Source organism: Caulobacter sp. P1_B12_2, assembly GCF_056406675.1.
In genome coordinates this window covers 1-2655 of sequence record NZ_JBFTZS010000554.1, presented here as the reverse complement: position 1 = coordinate 2655, position 2655 = coordinate 1, and the positions used below count along the sequence as shown (strand labels likewise).

The 2655-nt window shown below is 69.1% G+C and carries 3 protein-coding genes; 2 read left to right on the top strand and 1 reads right to left on the bottom strand.

Features of this window, described 5'->3' with window-relative positions:
• Nucleotides 1-463, top strand: a 463-nt coding sequence (locus AC1DZ6_RS23155) for a TetR/AcrR family transcriptional regulator (RefSeq protein WP_477099462.1), incomplete at its 5' end; no start/stop codon positions are given.
• Between the two features lie 133 nt (nucleotides 464-596).
• Nucleotides 597-935 carry a DUF559 domain-containing protein gene (locus tag AC1DZ6_RS23150; RefSeq protein WP_477099461.1) on the top strand — a complete coding sequence of 113 codons (339 nt, stop codon included), beginning with the start codon at nucleotides 597-599 and terminating at the stop codon, nucleotides 933-935.
• A 57-nt stretch (nucleotides 936-992) separates the two neighbouring features.
• Here AC1DZ6_RS23150 and AC1DZ6_RS23145 read toward each other — a convergent pair whose 3' ends face one another.
• Nucleotides 993-2612 carry a serine hydrolase gene (locus tag AC1DZ6_RS23145; RefSeq protein ID WP_477099460.1) on the bottom strand — a complete coding sequence of 540 codons (1620 nt, stop codon included), beginning with the start codon at nucleotides 2610-2612 and terminating at the stop codon, nucleotides 993-995.
• Nucleotides 2613-2655: the final 43 nt, after the last annotated feature.

Below are 2655 nucleotides of genomic sequence, written 5' to 3'. Positions count from 1 at the left end.
CTTCACCACCTTCGCCTCCAAGGCGGAGGTGCTCAGCCATGTCATGGATAAGCGTCTGGGCGACCTCTATGCCGAGTTCGATCGGGTCGTGCCCTTCCTGCGCGGCTCGACGGCCGATCGGCTGTGTTCGATCTTCGCCATCCACTACGAGTTCGAAACCCGGCGGGTGAAGCTGTTCCTGGCCCATATCGCGGCCTCCTACAGCCCGAGCCAGGACCCCGGCGTCACGCCCTATGGCCGCAACGAGCGCCTGACCGAGATGCTGCGCGACGTCCTGACCAGCGGGATCGAGCGCGGCGACGTCCGCCCGGACCTGGATTCCGAGCTGGCCATCGAGGTGCTCAAGGCCGCCTACGCCTGGAACTACCGCATGGCCGCCTGCCACCAGGCCTCGGCGGCCGAGCTGTCGGCGATGATGGACAAGCAGATCCTGTTCATCGCCGCGGGCTGGCGGCTGGGTTAGTGTTTCACCCTCTCCCGGAGGGGGGAGGGAGGGGCCCAACGCGTAGCGTTGGGAGGGTGAGGGGTGAAGGCGCCAAAAGCGAAACCCCGGTTACTTCCCTTGCCACCTCCAAACGCGCGGCCAAGCTCGCGCCATGGACCCGATCCCCAACGCCCGCCGGCTTCGTCGTAACCAGACCCTCGCCGAGGAAAAGCTCTGGGCGATCGTGCGTGGGCGTCGCCTGAACGGGCTCAAGTTTCGCCGTCAGGTCCCGATCGAGCGCTACTTCGCGGACTTCGCCTGCAGGGACGCGAAGCTCGTTGTCGAGTTGGACGGTCCATCACATGGAGACCGCGAGCTTCATCACGTGGCGCGGACCGAGGTGCTGGAACGTTGCGGCTTTCGCGTGCTGCGTTTCGACAATGACGTCGTACTGGCTGACCCCGGCGGCGTGGCCGAGGTTATCGGCGCGGCGCTCCGGCTGAGGGCGTAACCCCTCACCCTCCCACCGCTGCGCGGCGGGCCCCTCCCTCTCCCCTCCGGGAGAGGGTTACTGACGGACCAGCTTCAAATCCTGATAGTCATACGAAAAGTCCGCCAGCGGCGAGACCGCGCGCAGGGTCGCGCCCGTGACCGCCCCGTCCTTGACCGCGAACACCACGAAGGCGTCCTCCTGGGAACGATCGTCGAAGCGGGTTCTGAAGGTGTCGCCGTCGAAGGTCTCCAGGGCGCCGCGCAGGGCCGGGGTCTTGTCGAAGCTGATCTTCAGGGACGTCTTCTTGCCCTTGCGAACGATCGCCACCGAGATCGTGCCGTACCAGGGGTCGCGATAGACCCCCGCATAGGCCGCCAGCGGCAGGGTGGGGGGCGCCCCGCCATTTGGGCCGCCGCCCTTGGGGGTCATGGCCTCGGCCGCGTCCTTGGCGGTCTTGGCGTCGGCCTCGCCCTGGACCTTGCGGCTGGAGGCGATCCAGTCGAAGTCGCTGCGGCCCTGCAGCCGGTCGGGACCGCCGTAGCGCAACGACCGGAAGACGGTGTTCTCCTCGGCGTTGGTCATCACCATGATCCCCGACTTCCGGCCCGGCAGCAGGCCGGTATAGGAGATGAAGCCGGCCAGGCCCCCGGTGTGCCAGACGATCCGCTCGCCGCGATGGTCGTTGACGAACCAGCCCAGGCCGTAGGCCTGCAGGCTGGCCCTCACCGGGTTGTCGGCGGTGGGGCCGTCGGACCAGGCGGTGATGGTCTGGGGCTTCCACATCTCGCGGCCCGAGGCCTCGGTCCACAGCTTGGTCCCGCCGGGCGTCGTGCCCAGGCCCAGCTGGACCTGCAGCCACTTGCCGATGTCGCGCGGCGTGGTGTTGAGGCCGCCGGCGGCGCCCGCCGAGTCGAAGCTGCCGTCGAACGGCAGCACGGTCTGCGGGCCCAGGCCCCGCACCGGCGGTCCCATCCGCGCGTGCGGCTCGGCGCGCGGACGGTCGCCGATCATCGAGGGCAGGGGGACGCTGTCGGTCATCTTCAGCGGGTCCAGGATCCGCTTCTGGATGAACACCTCCCACGGCGCGCCGGTGACGGCGGCGATCACCTCGCCGGCCGCCACGTACAGCACGTTGTCATAGGCGTAGCCGCCCCGGAACTGGCCGCCGATCGGCAGGTATTTCAGGCCCGCCACGATGTCGGCGCGCGTGTGGGTGGGGTTGGGCCAGATCATCAGGTCGCCCGCCCCCAGGGTCAGGCCCGAGCGGTGGCACAGCAGGTCGCGCACGGTCATCAGCTTGGTGACGATCGGGTCGCTCATCGCGAAATTGGGCAGGTATTTGGTGACCGGGTCGTCCCAGGCGACCTTGCCCTCCTCGACCAGCATGGCCAGGGCGGCGGCGGTGAAGGCCTTGGTGTTGGAGGCCACGCCGAACAGGGTGGAGTCGGTGACCTTGTCGGGCCCGCCCAGCCGGCGCACGCCATAGCCCTTGGCCAGGGTGATCTCGCCGTCCTCGACCACGCAGATCCCCAGGCCCGGCTCGTCGGGGAAGGCCGCCATGACCTCCTGGGCGAACTGGTCGACCGCCGCGCCCGCCTTGCCGGTCTGCCGGGCGAAAGCCGGTTTGGCGAGCGCYGCGGCCCCGACGGTGGCGAAGGCCGACAGCAGGGCGGCGCGGCGGGTCGTGGCGATCATGGAGGCGTCTCGGATGAAGTCAGGGGCGCACTGAAGCCTAGCC